The organism is Paenibacillus radicis (ex Xue et al. 2023), from assembly GCF_024722015.1.
In the GTDB taxonomy this organism is placed as follows: Bacteria; Bacillota; Bacilli; order Paenibacillales; family NBRC-103111; genus Paenibacillus_S.
On record NZ_JANQBD010000034.1, the window covers coordinates 16,668 to 35,949 of the forward strand.

16 protein-coding genes and 1 other annotated feature are annotated in these 19,282 nt (G+C 47.1%); of the genes, 15 read left to right on the forward strand and 1 reads right to left on the reverse strand.

Features of this window, described 5'->3' with window-relative positions; translation table 11 throughout:
• Positions 1-10 precede the first annotated feature (10 nt).
• Positions 11-309, forward strand: a binding site (T-box leader).
• A gap of 168 nt (positions 310-477) precedes the next feature.
• The 3 genes from NV381_RS32610 to NV381_RS32620 all read left to right on the forward strand — a co-directional run bounded on the left by NV381_RS32610 (position 478) and on the right by NV381_RS32620 (position 6,038).
• Positions 478-2,115 (forward strand): 2-isopropylmalate synthase, encoded by a 1,638-nt coding sequence (locus tag NV381_RS32610; protein WP_258217546.1) that lies wholly within the window; start codon positions 478-480, stop codon positions 2,113-2,115.
• A gap of 138 nt (positions 2,116-2,253) precedes the next feature.
• Positions 2,254-3,078: a class I SAM-dependent methyltransferase gene (locus NV381_RS32615; RefSeq protein WP_258217490.1), complete on the forward strand. Its 825-nt coding sequence runs from the start codon at positions 2,254-2,256 to the stop codon at positions 3,076-3,078.
• Between the two features lie 389 nt (positions 3,079-3,467).
• Positions 3,468-6,038 carry a hypothetical protein gene (locus tag NV381_RS32620; RefSeq protein WP_258217491.1) on the forward strand — a complete coding sequence of 857 codons (2,571 nt, stop codon included), beginning with the start codon at positions 3,468-3,470 and terminating at the stop codon, positions 6,036-6,038.
• A gap of 769 nt (positions 6,039-6,807) precedes the next feature.
• Here NV381_RS32620 and NV381_RS32625 read toward each other — a convergent pair.
• Positions 6,808-8,766 carry an ATP-binding cassette domain-containing protein gene (locus NV381_RS32625; RefSeq protein ID WP_258217492.1) on the reverse strand — a complete coding sequence of 653 codons (1,959 nt, stop codon included), beginning with the start codon at positions 8,764-8,766 and terminating at the stop codon, positions 6,808-6,810.
• Between the two features lie 256 nt (positions 8,767-9,022).
• Between NV381_RS32625 and NV381_RS32630 the strand changes: the two genes are divergently transcribed.
• From NV381_RS32630 to groL, 12 genes are all read left to right on the forward strand, one after another.
• A complete protein-coding gene (locus NV381_RS32630) occupies positions 9,023-9,856 on the forward strand; it encodes an endonuclease/exonuclease/phosphatase family protein (protein WP_258217493.1) in 834 nt (277 codons plus the stop codon).
• 224 nt (positions 9,857-10,080) lie between these two features.
• Complete coding sequence (locus NV381_RS32635) at positions 10,081-11,094, forward strand: HD-GYP domain-containing protein (protein WP_258217494.1); 1,014 nt, start codon at positions 10,081-10,083, stop codon at positions 11,092-11,094.
• A gap of 32 nt (positions 11,095-11,126) precedes the next feature.
• Positions 11,127-12,050 carry a sensor domain-containing diguanylate cyclase gene (locus tag NV381_RS32640; protein ID WP_258217495.1) on the forward strand — a complete coding sequence of 308 codons (924 nt, stop codon included), beginning with the start codon at positions 11,127-11,129 and terminating at the stop codon, positions 12,048-12,050.
• Positions 12,051-12,085: 35 nt separating this feature from the next.
• The gene (locus NV381_RS32645) at positions 12,086-12,445 is read left to right on the forward strand and encodes a response regulator (protein ID WP_258217496.1); all 360 of its coding nucleotides are present in this window, start codon (positions 12,086-12,088) and stop codon (positions 12,443-12,445) included.
• A 311-nt stretch (positions 12,446-12,756) separates the two neighbouring features.
• Positions 12,757-13,383, forward strand: coding sequence for a 5-formyltetrahydrofolate cyclo-ligase (locus tag NV381_RS32650; RefSeq protein WP_258217497.1), 627 nt, complete (start codon positions 12,757-12,759; stop codon positions 13,381-13,383).
• 51 nt (positions 13,384-13,434) lie between these two features.
• Positions 13,435-13,935 carry a cyclic pyranopterin monophosphate synthase MoaC gene (gene moaC / locus NV381_RS32655; RefSeq protein ID WP_308862386.1) on the forward strand — a complete coding sequence of 167 codons (501 nt, stop codon included), beginning with the start codon at positions 13,435-13,437 and terminating at the stop codon, positions 13,933-13,935.
• A 41-nt stretch (positions 13,936-13,976) separates the two neighbouring features.
• Entirely contained in the window at positions 13,977-14,480 is a 504-nt protein-coding gene (gene mog, locus NV381_RS32660; RefSeq protein WP_258217498.1) for a molybdopterin adenylyltransferase, read from the forward strand.
• Positions 14,467-15,471 carry a molybdopterin-binding protein gene (locus tag NV381_RS32665; RefSeq protein ID WP_258217499.1) on the forward strand — a complete coding sequence of 335 codons (1,005 nt, stop codon included), beginning with the start codon at positions 14,467-14,469 and terminating at the stop codon, positions 15,469-15,471. Before mog ends, NV381_RS32665 begins: the two co-directional genes overlap by 14 nt.
• Before the next feature lie 63 nt (positions 15,472-15,534).
• Positions 15,535-15,891 carry a twin-arginine translocase TatA/TatE family subunit gene (tatA, locus tag NV381_RS32670; protein ID WP_258217500.1) on the forward strand — a complete coding sequence of 119 codons (357 nt, stop codon included), beginning with the start codon at positions 15,535-15,537 and terminating at the stop codon, positions 15,889-15,891.
• A 48-nt stretch (positions 15,892-15,939) separates the two neighbouring features.
• On the forward strand, positions 15,940-16,692 hold the full coding sequence (gene tatC / locus NV381_RS32675; protein WP_379364572.1) for a twin-arginine translocase subunit TatC: 753 nt from the start codon (positions 15,940-15,942) through the stop codon (positions 16,690-16,692).
• A 308-nt stretch (positions 16,693-17,000) separates the two neighbouring features.
• The gene (groES, locus tag NV381_RS32680; protein ID WP_258217502.1) at positions 17,001-17,282 is read left to right on the forward strand and encodes a co-chaperone GroES; all 282 of its coding nucleotides are present in this window, start codon (positions 17,001-17,003) and stop codon (positions 17,280-17,282) included.
• 157 nt (positions 17,283-17,439) lie between these two features.
• Positions 17,440-19,080, forward strand: a complete 1,641-nt coding sequence (gene groL / locus NV381_RS32685; protein WP_258217503.1) for a chaperonin GroEL — start codon at positions 17,440-17,442, stop codon at positions 19,078-19,080.
• Positions 19,081-19,282 lie beyond the last annotated feature (202 nt).

Sequence of the window (19,282 nt, forward strand, 5' to 3'; positions counted from 1 at the left end):
CATCATAACAACAAACGCGAAGAACGGGAGCTAGTAGAGCATTTCCCTTGTCCAGAGAGCTGCGGGTCGGTGCAACGCAGTCAAGGGAGGCACGAATCTCGCCCGGGAGCGGTAGAGCTAAAACCGGTAGAACCACCGGTGTTAGGCTGTAACGGAGGATCCCCACGTGATCGGGGAGCGAAGTAGAAGTTTCAATGCGGCGACATAAGCGCTGCTTGAGGCCTGTATACTTTGCACAAAGCGGACGCCCTTCGAAGGAAGGGGTCAACAAGAGTGGTACCGCGGCAGCTTAGGCCTGTCGTCTCTTTTCTAGAGACGATGGGCTTTTTTTGTTGAAAAAAAAGCTGCAAATCCGGCAAAGCACCGACTTTAGGAGGACTACACCACCAGTTCTTCTAGGTGAAAACTGTAATCAAATCTTCGGGCTTGTTGCCCATCATAGTAAATAAAAATTGGGAGGAATAACAAATGAAGGACATGAACCAAGTAAACTCAAACCAAGCAAGCGCAGCAAATGGTCAGGGTAAGGAAATAAAGAGAGTCCATATTTTCGATACGACGCTTAGGGACGGTGAACAAGCGCCGGGAGCATCGCTGCATCCCGAACAGAAAATTGTTATCGCTCGCCAACTGGCACAGCTGGGGGTAGATGTTATTGAGCCGGGTTTTCCAATTTCCAGCCCAGGTGATTTTATGGCCGTACAGCGTATTTCTCAAGAGGTTACAGGTGTTGAGATTTGCGGATTTGCTCGAGCGGTTAAGGAGGATATCGATTCAGCCGTCCGGGCAACGGAAGCTGCGGAACGGCGGAGGCTGCATATGTTTTTGTCCTCGTCCAATATTCATCTGGACTTTCAGCTGCGAAAATCGAGAGAACAGGTTATTCAAATTGCCCGATCGATGGTTGCTTATGCTAAGCAGTTTGTAGATCGAATAGAATTTTCACCGATGGATGCAACAAGAACTGGAGATGAATTTTTGTTTGAGATGATTGAAGCTGTGATCCAGGAAGGAGCAACGATCATTAATATCCCGGATACCGTCGGTTATGCTCTGCCTGAAGAATACGGAGCGATGTTTACCCGGGTGATGAACAACGTACGCGGCGGCAAGGGAGTAGAGTACAGCGCTCATTGCCATAATGATCTTGGGCTTGCAGTTGCTAACAGCCTTGCAGCGATTCAAGCTGGAGTTACTCAAGTTGAAGTAACCGTTAACGGTGTAGGCGAACGTGCTGGGAACTGCTCCTTGGAAGAGCTGGTAATGGCGATTGAGACTCGCAAGGATGCAATGGGGGCTGTGACCGGGATTCAGACACCATACATTTACGAGGTTTCACAAAAGGTCAGCCGTGCGATGAGCTTTCCGATTGCTTTTAATAAACCAATTGTGGGACGAAATGCTTTTCAGCACGAAGCTGGCATCCATCAGGATGGGCTTTTGAAAAATCGCAATACTTACGAAATTATGGACCCGGATCGGCTTGGCGTACCTCGCAATATGATTATTCTGGGCAAGCATTCAGGACGTCACGCCATTAAGCATCGTGTAAGCCAATTTGGTGTAAATCCGACAGAGGAGCAAATGGAAGCACTGTATATCAAATTTAAAGAGCTGGCCGATCTGCAAAAGGTAGTTCAAGATCATCAGCTGATGGAGCTGATTGGTCATACCGTTAATACGGTGCTTGAGCCATATACATTAGTGCAGGCACAAGTACTGACGGGAACAACAGGAAACCGGATGGCTTCCTGCACGGTTAAGGACAACGCTGAGGGCAATGAGCTTGTCTTCTCGGGGACCGGAGAAGGTCCGGTAGAGGCACTGGTCGCAGGTATCAGTCAAGCACTTCCTGTTCATGTTGATTTTACGGATCTGGAGCTGTACTCCTTGTCTTCGGGCGAAGAGGCTAACGGAGAGGCGATTGTGACTGTAAGCTGGAAGGGCAATCATTTCAGAGGAGTAGCTGTTCATCGGGATGTGCTGATGGCGGTAGCACAAGCCTATATGGCCGCTTGCAATCAAGCTGTTCGCGAATATCTTTTACAAGAGCAGGCTCAAGGGGAAGCAAGGGATTCAATTGATGTTGGGGAAGTAGAAATTACAATTCCTTAAAAGCTTCTGGTCCAGTTCACTGGGTTGAGTCAGCTAGCTTTGGTGAGGTTAGTGGATGCGGCTGGCTTATACGGACATTACATCATCGTTTCGACAGAACGAATGTTATATTTGTTAATGTGAGAGGGATGAGGGCGGATGTCGGAAAAGGATCGTATCCTTGCATATTATGAGACTTTTGACGAATGGGGAAGGCTTGAACGCGAACCGATTGAGTTTACTGTGAATTGGCATTTTATCCAAGCGCATCTCCCCAAGCAAGGTCATATTCTGGACAGCGGGGCGGGTCCTGGCAAATATGCAATGAGATTGGCTCAATGCGGATATAAGGTTACGTTATCGGATATAACGCCTAAGCTTGTGAAGCAGGCTCAGGGAAAGGCTGAAGAGTGTGGCTTGCTGGAACGGTTCAATGGCTTTCATGTTGCGGATGCAAGGGATTTGAGCTGCTTTGGAGCTGAACAATTTGATGCTTCCTTGATGCTGGGACCTATGTATCACTTGCAAATGGAATCAGAGCGAGCAGCCGCGGTTAAAGAACTGTACCGGGTTACAAAGCAAGCGGGAGTTGTGTTCGTAGCTTTTATGCCAAGAATTAGGCATGTTATAACCTCGCTGCTTGCCCCGCTCCATTGGAAGCCAAACGATAGTGCGGATGGAATAGCTGAATTCATGAATACGGGAGTATTTAACCACAGTGATGAAGGAAGGTTTACGGGGGCTTACTATATTGATATTGAAGACATTCAGCCTTTTATGGAGAATAATGGCTTCCAAACGATTAAACTGATCGGTTCATCGAATATTAGTTCATTGCTCCAGCGGGAACAAAGGGATTATTGGAAGCAACGTGGAGATGAAGAGATGCATAAAATAATACAGATATTAATAAAATCAGCGGAAAATCCATATGTTTTAGGGGTATCCCCCCATGTTGTGTATATTGGAAGAAAAGTCAGTTAATTTTAAATATTTAAATAAAACTCATAAATAAAAACACAAGGGCTGTGGATAAAAGTTATCCACAGCCCTTGTGCGTAATGTGAATAACTACGCAAAAGTGAATAAATTCAACCCGAATGGAGACACCCTATTTTCATGACAAGTGGATAATATTTTCATGAATAACCTGTGGATAATGTGGATAACCCTGTGGATTACAAAGAAATGGGCGTTTTTCCAAGCGGATTTTTGAATGGTCCTTGGGGATAATCTTGTGGATAATAGTAAGAAATTCCTATGATAATCACATGCGGGATAAATGGGTTAAGTTAGGGGGAAAGTAACGTCATATAGGGTAAATAGAACATACTAATTAGTAAAAGATGGCCCGGAAATGAGGAGGTTTGATTGTGGTTAAGAGCCGGAAGGCTGGGTTTATATTCGTTTTGTGGATAAGCAGTATGATGATGCTAAATCAAGCATCTGCTAATCCTCAATCCACATCGGATCCATATTCAAAGCATTCAACGATACATAAAAAAATAACGGTGGTTTCTGTTCCCGGTTTGTCTTTTTTGGAGTTGGACCCGCAAAATGCACAGCAGGACAAGGCTCTGATTACAACCTTGCCTCACATAGAGGAGTTAAAACATCGAGGTGCATGGGGGGCATTAAATATCAGAACTCCAGGCAAAGGCTTGGAGGATGTGTATATATCGATGGGAACGGGACAAATTGCCGATGCGAACTCAGGTATGGCAGGCATTCAAGCCAGGGAACCGCTTGGATCTGAGCAAGCATGGCAGAAGTATCAACGATTGACAGGTGTTTCTGTAGGTGGGGACATAGAGGGGATCGTTGTCCCTCAGATGGAAGTAATCAAACGTTTAAATGCTTCAAATTATTATCATGCTCGGCCTGGTCTGCTGGGAGAAAGCTTGGAGGCTGCAGGAATCCGCGTAAGCGTATGGGGGAACCTTGATCTTGTGAAGGCAGAAGCCGGTATGAAGGAAGCGGATTTAGGTAAAACTTTTCGCAGATATGCCCCGGCTATGGTAATGAACGAGTCAGGCCGTGTACAGCAGGGTGATGTTGGCGGCAACGGATTGCTCGTCGATAGCTCTGGACCCTATGGATTACGAACTAATTATAGTTGGTTAATGGCCCGGTGGAGTGAGCAGATGAACCCATCGTTAGTGCTGCTGGAGCTCGGGGATCTCCAACGTTTATATGATGAGCGAGAGTCTTATTCCAAGGAAGCCTTTGTGAGAAAGAAACAGGAAGTTGTGACCGAGATAGACCGTTTTATAGGAGAATTGACACGTGCTATGGAGAAGGAGTTCGATGGATTGGGGGAGCTCTGGCTGCTGAGTCCGCAAGTGAATGGAGAAGCGGCTAAAGAGAAAGCTTTATTAGCGCCAATCCTTATGTACTCGCCGTCTTCTGATAAGGAGGCGCTGTTGACATCTGCAACAACCCGCCGACAAGGTCTTATTACGATCGTTGATATCGCCCCAACCTTGCTCAGGGCTTACGGCATTCCAATACCTCAGGAGATGATCGGATTACCGGTTATTGCAGAATCAACATTAGATGCGCTTCCAAGGCTGCTGCAGGATTTGCAGCATATGCAAGCTGTGTATACGCAGCGGCCCAAATTACTATATGGGCTTGCCGTGTATGAAATTATAGTGATGCTGGCTGCGCTGGCGGTCGCCTTGTATTTTTCAGGCAGTCGTGTTATAGGAAAAAGAGGGTTAACTCTATGGAGGACTCTGCTGTTCTCGCTTCTAATTGCCCCTCTTGGACTTCTGGCGATGGGATGGCTTGCTTCCCAGTCGGAAGGAGCAACGGCAGCTGTGCTGGCCGGGATATTCGGAGTTAGTATAGTATTCGCATCAGCCGTGGCCCGGATGCGTAAAGGATTTGTATATGGCTTGGCGGCGATAGGGTTATTGGTAACAGGAGTGATCCTGTATGATGGTTTTCACGGCGCAATAGCCATGCAGAGATCGGTGCTCGGCTACGATCCAATGATTGGTGCGCGTTACTATGGCATCGGTAACGAATTTATGGGCGTGCTGCTCGGCGCCGCGCTGCTCGGCCTCACCGCGCTGCAGCAGGCGCTGCGCTTGTCGCGGCGTCCGCGCCGCGCCGTGATTGAGCCCACGGGCTCAATCACGGCTTCCGGCGCGATAGCGCCCGCGGCTGCGCGCGAAGCGGTGCTCGCGGATGCGCTGCTGCCCGCGCCTGCGGGCTTCGCGGCCTGGCGCTTGCCGCCGCTCGGCGCGTTCGCGCTGTGGCCTCGCGCTGGCGCGCCAGCTGCAGCGCTGCGCACCGCGGCAAGCACCGGCGCAGCCGCGCGCGCCTGGGCCGCGCTGCCTGCGGCAGCAGCCGGCGTGCTTGTCGCCGGCTACCTCGCGGCGCCGGCGCTCGGCACTAACGCCGGCGGTGCGCTTGCCGCCGCTGCAGGCTTCGGCGCGCTCACGGCGCGCCTCGCTGGTGGGCGCCGCTGGCTGCGCCTGGCGCCGCTTCTAGCGCTGCTGCTCGCTGCAGCGCTAGCGGGCTTGTGGCTGCTCAACGCAGGTGCAGCCACAGGTCTTCCGGCCGATAAGCAGAGTCATATCGGCCGGGCCTTCGATGCGCTGCTCCAGGGACGGCTAGACGCTATAGGCGCCATGATTGTACGAAAGCTCGAGATGAACTGGCACCTGATCGGCGTCTCGGCCTGGAGCAAGGTGCTGCTCACCAGCCTTGTTGTAATGGCTGCATTGGTGCTGCGGCCCCGGGGGCTGTTTCGCCGCTGGCAGCGCCGCTACCCATACCTCATGTATGGCTGCGCAGCTAACGTAATCGGCACAATCGCGGCGCTTTTGCTTAATGACTCAGGCATCGTTGCCGCGGCAACGATGATTATATACGGCAGCGTACCTCTGCTGCTGCTCAAACTGGAAGAAGCTGTCCCAAAAGGGTATCAGTGAATGAATCAGTCCCAAACTATATACAAAAACGCCTCCAAAACCACCATGTAAGCGGAAATGGAAGCGTCTTTTTTGTAGGGAAATTCCCCTCAGAGTGGGGGATTGAAAATCCAGAAATGAGTTCGGCAGCTTTTTGGATGTTGCTTAAGTGATGGGGCGAGAAGCGATGTTCAAAGGCTGCTTTCAATCTAGAGGAGACCTTGATTTAACGGGGCCTCTGCGGAGGGAAAGAAAATAGATGGAAATTGTAACGCTAATCCAGCGTGGAAATCGCCTGAAATCAATCTAACTGGAAAAACTAACTCTGATATAGGTGAAATGGTCGATATCAGCCAAAATACGTAGAATTAGCATGAGGAATTCCAGCTATAAGGCTTGGAACACTATTTTCGGAGTAACTAACTTGACATTTTCCTGATAATTTTGCACGGAGTGCGCCAGACTGCCATGCAATGCCGTAACCGAACCATGAACCACGAGCTATGAACCCGATACCCGCGATTAGCAAGCGTTGGAAAGCTACCTCATCTTATGCGTCACTGAATACACAAGAATGTGCAAAAGAGCCTTCAATTATTAAAGTGGTATTGAGGGCTCTTTTGCAACCATCTATTCAGGATAAAATGGTGGAGGGGTTGTCTCAAAATGTCTTTTGGGACAGCCCCTTCTGTTTTAACAGGTAGAAGCTATTATTTTATTCCACTAAATAGTTATTGCATTAATAATTAAAAATTTCCCTGATCTATTCAGCCTGATCGAATTCCCTTGCTTACTCCGCCAGCTGCTCCCATTGCTCATAGCAATTGGCCAGCTCTGCTTTTTTCTGTTCAATGAGCTCGTTTTTTTGCTGCACCTGTACGTAGTCGTTATACACTTCAGGTTTTGCGAGATCTGTCTCCAGCTCTGCCATCTCTGTTTCCAAACGGGCGATATCCTGCTCCAGCTGCTCCAGCTTGCGTTGGCGTGCACGCTCATCACGCTTGGCCTGCTTGCCTGCTTCGAAGCTTTTCTCCGTTTGCGATGCTGCTTGAGCTGCCGTATCCATTTTGGCTCCGCCGGCGTTTTTCCCTTTTGCAGCTTCCAGAGCCAGCCGCTGACGTTCTATCTCGGCGAGCTCCTGCTTTTTTTCTACATAGTCATCATAATTTCCGAGATAGGGGGTCAGGGCAGCACGTGTCAGCTCCAGCATGGATTCGGCCATTTTGTTCAAAAAATACCGGTCATGGGATATAAAAAGCAGTGTGCCTTCGTAATCTATGAGAGCTGATTCCAGCACTTCCTTGCTGTACAAGTCCAGATGGTTGGTAGGCTCATCGAGAATGAGCACATTCGCTTTTTCGAGCATTAGCTTGGCTAAGGAGACACGTGCTTTTTCACCGCCGCTGAGCGCCGAAACCTTCTTGAATACATCCTCTCCGCTGAACAGAAAGCTTCCCAGAACCGTTCGAATTCTCGCTTCCTCAATATGAGGGAATGCATTCCATACCTCTTCGATGACTGTGTTTTTTCCATTAAGCCCTGATTGCTCCTGATCATAGTAGCCGATGCGTACATTGCTTCCCCACTGAATGTTGCCCTTATCAGGCTTCTGCTCGCCAATTAAAGCTTTTAGCAAAGTCGATTTTCCAATTCCGTTAGGCCCTATCAAAGCGGCCGTATCTCCGCGGCGCAGCTGGAACGAAATATCTCTAAGCAGCGGATTGCGACCGTCATAGGATATGGAGACATCATTTACATGCAATACCTCTTTACCTGTTGCTTGCTCCACCTCAAAGGCAAAGTGAGCGCGCTTCAAGTCGCCCAGCGGTTTGTCGAGACGGTCCATTTTTTCCAATGCTTTACGGCGGCTTTGTGCCCTCTTGGTCGTGGAAGCCCGCACCAGATTGCGCTGGACAAACTCCTCCATCTTGGCAATTTCACCTTGCTGCTTTTCAAATTGCTTCATTTGGATTTCATATTCGGCCTGCTTGGTATCTACAAATTTGGAGTAATTGCCCGTGTAACGCTTGGATGTATGCCGTTCGATTTCATAAATAGCCCCTACCAATGCATCGAGAAAATAACGGTCATGAGATACAACCAGAATAGAGCCTGAATAAGAGCGGAGATAACCCTCCAGCCATGTTAGCGTAGGAATGTCCAAATGGTTCGTAGGCTCGTCCAGCAGCAGCAGGTCGGGTGCTTGCAGCAGCATTTTGGCCATAGCCAGCCGTGTTTTCTGACCGCCGCTCAATGTGTTCACAAGCGTCTCCGGCGCAAAATCGCCGAAGCCCATCCCATGAAGAATTCCGCGAATGCGAGCCTCAGCTTCATAACCGCCTTGCTCCTTAAACCACTCCGAGCGCCCAGCGTACCGCTTCATCGTATCCTCAGTAAGCTTCTCGTCAGCTAGTACGGCAGGATCGGACATCATGGCTTCCAGCTTGCGAAGCTCCAGCTCCGCTTCCTCCAAATGAGCGAATACGCTTTTCATTTCCTCCCAAATCGATCGGTCAGAGATCAGTCCGCTGTTTTGTTTCAAATAGCCGACTTTGGTTTCCTTTGCTTTGAAAATATCTCCTGAATCGTAAGACATTTCTCCCGCAATAATTTGCAGCAGCGTTGATTTGCCGGCGCCGTTCACTCCAACTAAACCAATACGCTCACGTGGCTCAATCTGTAACGTTATATTAGAAAGCACGGTGTTGATCCCGTAGCTTTTTGTAATTCCTGACACTTGCAGCAGCATGATATGCCTCCCGGAATAGTACTTAGGATTAGTTTGTGAAATGTATGCACATTCGTCCTTGAGGGACGAAGTAGCCGTGTATCTTGGACACGCACTAATTATTAGTGTACCATGTTCCAGTCGAATTTTCAGCCTTACGGCCAGTGCCGCCGAATTTCCATCATTTCTCCCGTATACAAACGTGAAACCGCCATCGTATGCTGAACCTATCAGCTATTAAACGGACGATTTTAAAAGGTAGAAGAGGGTGCTTAGGATGCAGACAGCAGTTCAACGAAATAGAAGTGGATCGTTAATAAAGCGACACACTGTGCTCCTGGCTTTTGTTTTTCTGCTCTGCACCGCCGCAGTCTTTTCCCGCTGGAGCTGGACTGAAGCGGCTCCCCTACAGCGTGCAGCTGGAGAGCAGGGAGCTTTACGTTTGATGACCTATAATATTCGTCATGGTGAAGGTATGGACAATCAGGTCCGTTTGTCAGCTATCCGTGCCCAAATTGAACAGGGAAACGCTGATTTCATCGCTCTTCAGGAGGTAGACCGCTATCAATGGCGGACCGGCTTGCAAGACCAAGCCTCCAATTTGGCGAAAGCGCTGCATATGTACTACAAATTTGCTCCTGCGTTCCGTCACGGATTCTCTGAATACGGCATAGCGTTATTAAGCCGCTTTCCTTTGGAAAATGTGCGTGTTTATCCGCTTCCCGGCGGCAGCAACCAGGAGCCTCGTACAGTGTTGACGGCCCAAATAAAGCTGCATGAACAGGTCGTAACTATTGTTACCACTCATCTTGGAGTTGCTCGCAGTGAGCGTGAGCTGCAAATGCCTGCATTGGTTGATATCCTGAAATCGATGGGCACCCCATTAATTGTGATGGGTGATTTCAATATGCCTGATTCCGATGCTTTGATGAGCGGCTTGCACCAGATGCTTTACAAAATTCCTTTGCAGCCGCCTCAAGCTACAGTTGTTAAAGGCGGAGAGATCGATCATATATTTACAAGCTTTGCTCCTGGGTCTTCAGCATGGACACATTATGACAAGTCATCTGATCATATTCCCGTATTAGGTCAAATTACAGTCATCCAATAGTGATAAAGTATCAATTTTTAATAAAATATTTTATTTTTCGTCATTATGGGGGGTGTTTTTGACGAAAAGGGATTTTTTTACAGATATTATTTTAGGGATATATTGTAAAATTAACTCACTATATGTCAAAGTGAATTCGTATTCCTTATTCACTATCGTTTTATTCACCATGACCTTACCAAATGATGCTAATGTTGCTTCGAGGGGAGACAGGTTGATAAACCATGAATGAAGAGAAGTTAGTACAGAGGTTAGGGTACAGATTTAAAAAGGACCTTATGACCAGCTGGGGATTAATTCTCATTCCAAAGGAAAGCCTCTTAGAAGCTCATCACATAGAATGGATAATGAATCATGGAATTATAATGGAGGAGCATGATTTTGAGAACCCTCACCAAGTTACCAACGAGGAGCTAGTTACCCAGGCTAGTGAAATGGTCAAAGAAATGTTTCATTTAATTAATGAGGAGAAAGAAATTCCTCTGGAAGCTTTGAATCGATCCGTGATTCCTGCGATTTATCAAGCAAGCGAGTTTCCGAGTTTGTTCAGTGTGCTTTCTGGTCTTCAGGCCAAGGATGATTATACATACAGGCACAATATTGGAGTAGGGGTTATTTCTACATTAATTGGGAAATGGCTGCACCTCTCCGAAGAAGAGCTGTCTATGCTGAGTACAGCAGCTACACTTCATGACGTTGGAAAGATACAAATTCGTGATGAGATCCTGAATAAGCCCGGAAAATATTCGAATGAAGAGTATGAAATTATGAAGCAGCACACGAAGTTTGGGTTTGATATTATTAAACGGACTCCCAATTTACCCCCTGAATTAGCATTGGTAGCGCTGCAGCATCACGAGAGGGAGGATGGTCAAGGATACCCGAATGGATTGAAGGGCGATCAAATCGAGTTTTTCAGTAAAATTGTCGCTGTAGCCGATATTTTTCATGCCATGACCTCTAAAAGGGTATATAAGGATGCAACACCTTTTTATTTGGTCATTCGTCAAATGCAGGAGGATCGATTCGGACTGCTGGATCCTTTGATCTGCAGTGTATTTATTCGGCGAATGATGGAGCTGGCTGTTGGAGACGAAGTGATACTTACCGACGGGCGCCGCGGGGAAATTGTGAATAGCAACCCCCTAGATCTTACTAATCCTTTGGTAAAAGTCGGAGACGAATATATCAATTTGAGTGAGCACCCAAATTTGTTCATCCAAACCTTGGTGGGATAAGTGAAAATATGATCATAAGGGTGAAACCGATCATGAGCCAACAGCCAAATGACTTGATTCAAGTCGAGGCGCTAATCAAACGGCCTGAGATGCTTAGTTATATTTTGGGGCAGCTATCCAATCGCATGTATATTCTTGATATGGATGGAACGATTGCTTATACGGTGCTTACTCAACAATCGCTTCTGGAGCTCGTGCTGATTTCAGAGCCTGTAACCCTGTTTACATGTATTCATCCTGATAATCAATTGATTGTGAAGGAAAGTCTGGATGAACTACTAACGAACAATGACAAGGTTTCCTTTGAGTGTCAGTGGGCGGTTAATAATGAAGAATGGTCGTGGATTGAAGCGGTAATTATTCCTGTTAAAGAAGCGGATTCTACTGTACATAAGTATTTGCTTTCTATAAGAAGTATTTCGGAAATGAAGGAAAGAGAAGAACAGCTATCTCGATTGGCTTATCTTGATCCGCTTACAGAGCTGCCTAACCGGAGAGCGTTTGAGCTGCATTTGCAGCAAGCTATCGCGAATGCCAAGCGGTACAATCAGCTGATGGCGCTTTTTTATACGGATATTGATGATTTTAAATGGATTAATGACCGATACGGGCATGAGACTGGAGATTTGCTGCTTAAAGCCTTTGCTTCCAAGGTAAAGCGATGTATACGGGAAATCGATATGCTATCACGCTTGGGTGGCGATGAATTTGTTATTCTTTTGCCCCGAATCGATACGGTTACTAGTGTCCAAAGGGTGGCTGAGCGAGTTGTGTCTTCCGTTAGGGAAGGCTGGAGGATTGGCGAACAGGTTCTGGAGGCTACGATAAGTATGGGAGTTGCTGTTTATCCGAGCGACGGTGACGATGCGGTCAAGCTGCTTCAGAATGTGGACAAAGCCTTATATCAGGTCAAAAATAATGGCCGAAACGGCATATCCTATTATACTCAAAACTAAATTTAGAACTAATTGCATAAGGGAGAGAACAGTGGATGGCAAAAATACTAGTGGTTGATGATGCGGCATTTATGCGAATGATGCTTAAAGATATTTTAACAAAAGGTGGTCACGAAGTAGTAGGGGAAGCCGAGAACGGAATTGTTGCTGTTGAAAAGTTCAATCAGCTGCATCCCGACCTGGTGACGATGGATATTACTATGCCTGAAATGGAGGGGATCGAAGCTCTCAAGCTGATAAAAGGCCAGCATCCTTCAGCCAAAGTTATTATGTGTTCTGCGATGGGGCAGCAGCATATGGTTGTTCAAGCTATTCAAGCTGGAGCGAGAGACTTTATAGTTAAGCCGTTCCAGTCGGAGAGAGTTCTCGAATCCATTAGCAAGGCGATTAATTAATAATTCATCATACGGATCTGATTAGCAAATAGATAGGATGAGGTATGAGAAGGGCTGCCGAGATATTGACGGGGTCCTTTTTCGTATTTGGTGAAATAGGTAAAAAAGAATTCTGGCTGTCAGAGCCTCATGCTTTCAGGTGTTTTTAGACGTATCCTTACTTAAACTCGTTATTTTAGCTGTTTTTATGGTATATTAAAAAATAAAGGTATTTTTAGACTTCATTTCTCACCAAAATTTGCTATTAAGCATAGCTCAGCATTAAAATGTTCTTAATCACGTTACCGACCCCACCAAAGAGAGGCCGTATCATGAATATCAAAGAATGGAAAATCGAGCTACGCCGCAAAGCGGAGGCTGAACGGAATGCTTTGACGCCATCCGAGCGGAGTGTAAAATCCAAGCGGATCAACGAATTATTAATCAAACGAATAAGTGATGTCCTGGATTCCCGGGTTAAGCTGGGACGCAGACCGACTCTTTTTACCTACATGCCGGTGAAATCTGAGGTTGATGTAACTCCGGTGATGGAAGCTTGCTGGTTAAAGCGTTACCGAGTTTTGGTACCTAAGGTACAGCCGGAGCAAAAACTGAAGCTCTTCGAAATTCGCTCCCACTCCGATTTGGAGAAAGGGACTTGGGGAATTTTGGAGCCGGTTCCTGATGCGGAATTTCTGACTGATATTCGCCAGATTGATGCTGCGCTTGTACCTGGGCTGGCTTTTGATCTTGATCTGGGGCGTCTTGGTTACGGGGGCGGTTATTACGACCGGTTTATGCAGCAGTATGTACGTGCTGGATTTATTAGGCCTTATATTATTGCGGGTGCATTCGATTTACAGCTTATTGAGGAAGTCCCGATGGGCTTGTTCGATTTCCGGTTGGATGAACTTATTACAGAGCAAAGAACGGTTCGGGCTGCTAAGACCACGAAGTAAGGCCGATGATATGCTGTGTCTGCACCATGCGTACGAGAGGAGAGCTGCACCGTGTCTGATATTGATGTTAGCCGGCTAACCCATTTTAATGAACAAGGCAGAGCCCGAATGGTTGATATTTCTGACAAGCAGGAGACGAGTCGGAGCGCAACTGCGCGAACTATAGTTACCATGATGCCTTCTACATTGCAGTTGATTAAGCAAGGCAAAATTGGTAAAGGAGATGTTCTTGCGGTTTCTCAGGTGGCTGCGATTATGGCTGCGAAGAAAACTTCCGATTGGATTCCAATGTGTCATCCGCTAATGCTAACTGGGGTAGACGTCCGCTTTTCCGATAATGAACAAGATGAATTATACATAGAAGCTACTGTCAGAACCAAAGGGCAAACCGGTGTCGAAATGGAGGCTCTCACAGCCGTTTCTGCTGCCGCGTTAACCGTTTATGACATGTGCAAGGCGGCGGAGAAGACGATGCAGATCGGTCCAACGCTGCTGCTTAATAAATCAGGAGGAAAAAACGGTGACTTTCACAGAAAAGACACCGATTTGTAATAACTTTACGATACAATGGACCCATGGAGAGGAGTAAGCTTATGCGTTGGAAAGTGGCGATTTTGACGGCAAGCGATCGAGGATCCCTTGGAGAGCGAGAAGATACAAGCGCCCAAGTCATTCGGGAGCTCATTGAAGAGGAAATCAATGGGGAAATTATCGAATATCGGGTCGTGCCGGATGAGAAAGATGAAATTATGGCTGCGCTCATAGAAATGACCGATTATTTCAAGGTCGATTTGATTCTTACTACGGGTGGGACAGGACTTGCACTGCGTGATGTGACTCCGGAGGCAACATTGAGTGTCATAGACCGTCAAGCTCCGGGATTTGCCGAGGCCATGCGGATGATATCGATGAAGAAATCGCCTCGTGCCATGCTCTCACGCGCTGTATCGGGAATTCGCGGCAGAACGTTAATAATAAATCTGCCTGGAAGTCCGAAGGGTGTGTCTGAAAATTTGGCTGCCATTATGGAGCAGCTTCCTCATGCTCTGGGTATACTCACTGGACGCGAAGGGGATCATGGCTATGAAGAAGCTTGATTCCATGCTTCGCGAGGTGAAGGTAGAAGAAGCGATAGGCAAGGTTCTGGCTCATGATTTGACGCAAATTATCCCTGGAGCGTTCAAAGGACGCTTATTTACAAAAGGCCATGTCATTACTGAACAGGATATTCCCGCTCTGCTCAGTATCGGCAAGGAGCACATCTATGTTATTGCGATGGAGGAAGGCTGGCTGCATGAGGATGAAGCCGCAATCCGTTTGGCTCGCGCTGCTGTGGGAGCCAATGTGTCATTGACCGAGCCGCATGAGGGCAAGGTTTCTTTAAAGTCGACTATTCATGGATTGGTCAAAATCAATAAGTCATTGGTTGATGCAGCTAACTCTATAGATCAGGTGGTCATGTCCACGCTGAAATCGAATACAGTTGTCAAGCAGGGTCAAGTTCTAACCGGAACCCGCGTTATTCCGCTTCTTGTTGAGGAGGAAAAGGTGCGGCAGGTGGAGCAACTTGCTGTAACACCATTGGTTGAAGTTAAGCCGTTTCGTCCTCTCCGTGTAGGCTTGATTACTACGGGCAGCGAGGTATATAAGGGCCGAATTCAAGATAAATTCGGGCCTGTTGTTCGTGATAAGGTAGCGGCATTAGGCTCTGAGATTATAGAGCAGCGATTGACCCCGGACGAAAGCGATACAATTGTTAATGAAATTCGCTATTTTTTGGAGGAGCGGAAGGTCGACCTGATCCTGGTAACCGGCGGCATGTCGGTGGATCCGGATGATCGGACACCGGGTGCGATTAAGCAGGCTGGGGCACGTATAGTCAGCTACGGTACTCCGATGCTTCCTGGGTCTATGCTGCTTATGGGCTATCTGGGTGATTCGGAGGTGCCTATCATGGGTCTGCCGGGTTGTGTGATGCACGACCCCTATACTTCGTTCGACGTGCTATTACCACGTATTTGCGCAGGAGAAGTTATTGTGCGTGAAGATATTACGGAGCTGGGGTACGGAGGCTTGTACTACTGTTAGAGCATAGGCTTAGGCAGAAGTACTGTCTGCCAAAAGCCTCATAGAAAGGAGTTGTTACAACAAATGAGCTTAAGTCATATGTTGTTGATTGCCGTTGTTGTGCTGGTCTTATTCGGGCCGAGCAAGCTTCCCGAGCTGGGGAGAGCCATAGGCAAGACGATGCGCGAGTTTAAGAAAGGCGCTCAAGACTTGATGGAGGACGTTCATGCGTCAGCGCCTAAAGAAGAGCGTAAGGATGTGACGCCACGACCGGCTCCAGATCCAGTATCGGGAATGATGCTTCCGCCTGTAGCGGCTGCACCTGAGCGGCCCGTTCAGCAAGCTCAGCAGGCTCAGACGCAGCAGGAGCAGGGGACCAAGCAGGCGGCTCAGCAAATCCCGCAGGAGAAGCCTGCGGATACAAGAAGACTGCCTGAATAAGCTTCACGTTTACCACTTCACAGCTAGGTTGGTGAAACCTTTATGGATATGGATGATGCGATGTCGCTCGTCGAGCATCTGGGTGAGCTTCGCAAACGAATTATTTGGATCATCGTCGTTCTGATTATTGGGATGGTTATCGGGTTGATTTTTGCGCAGCCCCTGATCACTTATCTCAAGCAAGTACCTCCGGCGGACGGAATCAGCTGGAACGTATTTTCCCCTTGGGATGCTATTCGGATGTACATGAATTTTGCACTGGTTACAGGCCTTATTGTTACGCTGCCCTTTGCTTTGTACCAAATCTGGTCCTTTCTGAAGCCGGGGCTGCGTGTAGAAGAGCAGAAAGCGTCTTTGATGTTCGTGCCCTTCGCTTTTATATTATTTCTGATTGGCTTGGCATTTGCGTATTTTGTCGTTTTCAAAATGGCCTTTCTGTTTACATCGAGTATTACGGAGAAGCTGTCGCTTCAAGAGACCTATGGGATCTCGCAATATTTCACGTTCATGTTTAATATTTTGATTCCGATCTCATTGCTGTTTGAGCTTCCTATAGTCATCATGTTTTTAACCAAGCTTCGTATCTTAAATCCTAAACGGCTGCATACTTTGCGTCGTTATGCCTATTTGCTGCTTGTTATTGTAGCGTCCATGATTACCCCTCCTGATGCGGTTTCTGCGATTGTCGTATCCGTGCCTATGATCTTGCTGTATGAGTTCAGTGTGCTGTTATCCGGGGTTGTGTACCGTAAGCAGCTGGCCAAGGATAAAGCTTGGGAGGAAGAATTCGGCGAGAAATAACACCTGGGGTTTACAGTCATTTAAAGATAGTGCTGATGACTGTGAGCCCAAGGTGTTTTTTTTGTTGTAGAGCGAACAATCAACGGATTTCTACAAGCAGGATAGGAGTAAAAAGCGCTGTGAACGAGTGTGTCGGAGGGCCGTATATTTTATTTTTGGATGGATAGAATGATGGGGGTGTGAAAATTCGGTAAAAGCACTTGCAAATTTGCGGCAAACTGAGTATCATAATAAGTGTTGTTAGCACTTGAGGTATTTGAGTGCTAATGTAAGAAATTTAGAACCATATATAAGGAGGCTATTTTCTAATGATCAAACCTTTAGGTGATCGCGTTGTCATTGAAGCCATTGCTAAGGAGGAAACGACCGCAAGCGGTATTTTTCTACCTGAGACTGCCAAGGAAAAACCGCAAGAAGGTAAAGTTGTAGCGGTAGGCAGCGGCGCACTAAAAGACGGAGAGCGTATTCCGCTTGAAGTTAAGGAAGGCGACCGTATCATTTTCTCCAAATACGCTGGTACTGAAGTTAAATTTGAGGGCCGCGAGCTTCTAATTTTGCGCGAAAGCGACATTCTTGCTGTTCTAGCCTAATTAGGGTTCTTATACCTATAGACGCCTCATCAGCTGCTAATGAAATTAGCGAGCTTATACTTAGACAGGCTCGTCCTTGAAGGACGGTAAGCCGATTCCTTAAGAAGCTAAACGGAACGTTTCCAACATACAATTTATTTTCGGGAGGGTATCACTCATGGCTAAAGATATTAGATTCAGTGAAGACGCTCGCCGCGCAATGCTTCGTGGTGTTGACGCGCTTGCAAATGCTGTAAAAATCACTTTGGGTCCTAAAGGCCGTAACGTTGTTCTTGAGAAAAAATTCGGTAGCCCATTGATCACTAACGATGGTGTTACAATTGCAAAAGAAATCGAGCTTGAAGATGCATTCGAAAATATGGGTGCGCAGCTTGTTAAAGAAGTAGCAACTAAAACGAATGATGTAGCCGGTGACGGTACTACAACTGCAACTGTTTTGGCTCAAGCTATGGTTCGCGAAGGCTTGAAAAACGTTACTGCAGGCGCTAACCCAATGGTTATCCGCAAAGGGATCGACAAAGCGGTTAAAGCAGCTGTTGCAGAATTGAAAAGCATTTCCAAAGCTATCGAAGGCAAACAATCCATCGCTCAAGTAGCCGCTATCTCTGCAGCTGACGATGAAGTTGGCCAACTGATTGCTGAAGCTATGGAAAAAGTAGGCAAAGACGGCGTAATTACCGTTGAAGAGTCCAAAGGCTTTGCAACTGAGCTTGAAGTAGTTGAAGGTATGCAGTTTGACCGCGGCTACATCTCTCCATACATGATTACTGATACAGACAAAATGGAAGCTGTATTGGAAAACCCGTACATCTTGATCACAGACAAAAAGATCTCCAACATTCAAGAGATCCTGCCTGTGCTTGAAAAAGTAGTACAACAAGGCAAGCCGCTTGTTATCATCGCTGAAGATGTTGAAGGCGAAGCATTGGCAACTCTTGTTGTGAACAGACTTCGTGGAACGTTTACTTGCGTAGCTGTTAAAGCTCCTGGCTTCGGCGATCGTCGTAAAGCTATGCTTCAAGATATCGCTGCTCTAACTGGTGGCCAAGTGATTACTGAGGAACTAGGTCTTGATCTGAAATCCACTACTCCTGATCAATTGGGTTCCGCTCGTCAAGTTCGTGTAACAAAAGAAAACACAATCGTGGTTGACGGTTCAGGTGACAAAAAAGACATCGGCGCTCGTATCTCGCAAATTCGTTCCCAATTGGAAGAAACAACTTCCGATTTCGACAAAGAGAAGCTGCAAGAGCGTTTGGCTAAATTGTCTGGTGGCGTAGCGGTTATCAAAGTCGGTGCAGCTACTGAAACTGAATTGAAAGAGCGCAAGCTTCGCATTGAAGATGCTTTGAACGCAACTCGCGCTGCTGTTGAAGAAGGTATCGTATCCGGTGGTGGTACAGCCCTTGTTAATGTATATGCTGCTGTAGCTGCTGTAAAAGGCAACGACGCTGATGAGCAAACAGGTGTTAACATCGTTCTGCGCGCTCTTGAAGAGCCTGTACGCACAATCGCAGCTAACGCTGGTCAAGAAGGCTCCGTTATCGTTGAGCGCTTGAAAAAAGAAGCTGTAGGCATCGGCTACAACGCTGCAACTGGCGAGTGGGTTAACATGTTCGACGCTGGTATCGTTGATCCGGCTAAAGTTACTCGCTCCGCATTGCAAAACGCAGCATCCGTTGCTGCAATCTTCTTGACAACTGAAGCGGTTATCGCTGACAAACCGGAAAAAGACAAACCAGGCATGCCTGATATGGGCGGCATGGGTGGTATGGGCGGAATGGGCGGCATGATGTAATCGCCGTTCCAAAAACCTTGATATATCAATGATTAGAGGCCTTTTCATAAGGCCTCTTTTCTATTTAAATCACATAAAAACCACATTTCTTGCAAAAGTTTTGAAATTAAGGATGTGAACCGTTCCTCTCGGATGACCTCATTCAATCTATCTGTGACACCACTGTCAACGCCGTTATGAATGACCTTGATCTCAACGTTGC

Excerpts from the sequence above, each read along its gene's own strand:
- NV381_RS32640 (WP_258217495.1), top strand. The coding sequence starts at position 11,127 with ATGAGCCAACAGCCAAATGACTTGATTCAAGTCGAGGCGCTAATCAAA.
- tatC (WP_379364572.1), top strand. The coding sequence starts at position 15,940 with ATGGATGATGCGATGTCGCTCGTCGAGCATCTGGGTGAGCTTCGCAAA.
- NV381_RS32615 (WP_258217490.1), top strand. The coding sequence starts at position 2,254 with ATGTCGGAAAAGGATCGTATCCTTGCATATTATGAGACTTTTGACGAA.
- NV381_RS32610 (WP_258217546.1), top strand. The coding sequence starts at position 478 with ATGAACCAAGTAAACTCAAACCAAGCAAGCGCAGCAAATGGTCAGGGT.
- tatA (WP_258217500.1), top strand. The coding sequence starts at position 15,535 with ATGAGCTTAAGTCATATGTTGTTGATTGCCGTTGTTGTGCTGGTCTTA.
- NV381_RS32645 (WP_258217496.1), top strand. The coding sequence starts at position 12,086 with ATGGCAAAAATACTAGTGGTTGATGATGCGGCATTTATGCGAATGATG.
- NV381_RS32630 (WP_258217493.1), top strand. The coding sequence starts at position 9,023 with ATGCAGACAGCAGTTCAACGAAATAGAAGTGGATCGTTAATAAAGCGA.
- NV381_RS32650 (WP_258217497.1), top strand. The coding sequence starts at position 12,757 with ATGAATATCAAAGAATGGAAAATCGAGCTACGCCGCAAAGCGGAGGCT.
- NV381_RS32635 (WP_258217494.1), top strand. The coding sequence starts at position 10,081 with ATGAATGAAGAGAAGTTAGTACAGAGGTTAGGGTACAGATTTAAAAAG.
- mog (WP_258217498.1), top strand. The coding sequence starts at position 13,977 with ATGCGTTGGAAAGTGGCGATTTTGACGGCAAGCGATCGAGGATCCCTT.
- NV381_RS32665 (WP_258217499.1), top strand. The coding sequence starts at position 14,467 with ATGAAGAAGCTTGATTCCATGCTTCGCGAGGTGAAGGTAGAAGAAGCG.
- NV381_RS32625 (WP_258217492.1), bottom strand. The coding sequence starts at position 8,766 with ATGCTGCTGCAAGTGTCAGGAATTACAAAAAGCTACGGGATCAACACC.
- groL (WP_258217503.1), top strand. The coding sequence starts at position 17,440 with ATGGCTAAAGATATTAGATTCAGTGAAGACGCTCGCCGCGCAATGCTT.
- groES (WP_258217502.1), top strand. The coding sequence starts at position 17,001 with ATGATCAAACCTTTAGGTGATCGCGTTGTCATTGAAGCCATTGCTAAG.